This is a genomic window from Kribbella ginsengisoli (assembly GCF_039537185.1).
GTDB lineage: Bacteria > Actinomycetota > Actinomycetes > Propionibacteriales > Kribbellaceae > Kribbella > Kribbella koreensis.
On sequence record NZ_BAABAA010000055.1, the window covers coordinates 1 to 551 of the forward strand.

1 protein-coding gene is annotated in these 551 nt (G+C 62.3%); it reads left to right on the forward strand.

The window, feature by feature from the left end; all coding sequences use genetic code 11:
- A partial coding sequence (locus tag ABD768_RS43030) for a hypothetical protein (protein WP_344850776.1) occupies positions 1-463 on the forward strand: 463 nt, incomplete at its 5' end.
- Between the last annotated feature and the right edge of the window lie 88 nt (positions 464-551).

Consider the following 551-nt stretch of genomic DNA (forward strand, 5'->3'; position numbering starts at 1 on the left):
CGTACAGCACGAAGTCAGCGTCGCTGAAGAGATCGCGCGACGGAAGGTACCGCGCGCCGAGTTGCTTCCTGCGGTCGTCCACTCAGACTTCAACGACATCGCCCCGGCCCTCCGTGATCGGCTCACGGCCGCCGGCATCAGTGCAACGGAAGTGACGGAAACCTTGGGTGGCGTAGGTCTGCTCCAACTCGTTCAGTCCCTCCCCACCCGCCGGGTGACCAACGCACTGCGGGTGAGCAAGCACCTGCATCCGCCCCAGCATCAAAAGTGGAAATCGAACGACTTCATCGACGCCGTGCAACTACCCGTCCGCACGGTCTACTGCGACCTGGTGTTTACCGAACAACAGTGGGTCCGAGCCCTCACGCGCGATAAGGACGACAAGCTCGATGAGCGGTTCGATACCAAGCTGATCTTTAAACCCGAGCAGCTGGTCGAGGCGCTGGTCACCGCGAGCCCGTGACGGCGGTAGCGATGATCCCGGTCCATCCACGGAAGCGACAGGTGACTACGGCGCCGAGTACGCAGACTTGTTTACGGCCGACTGACGG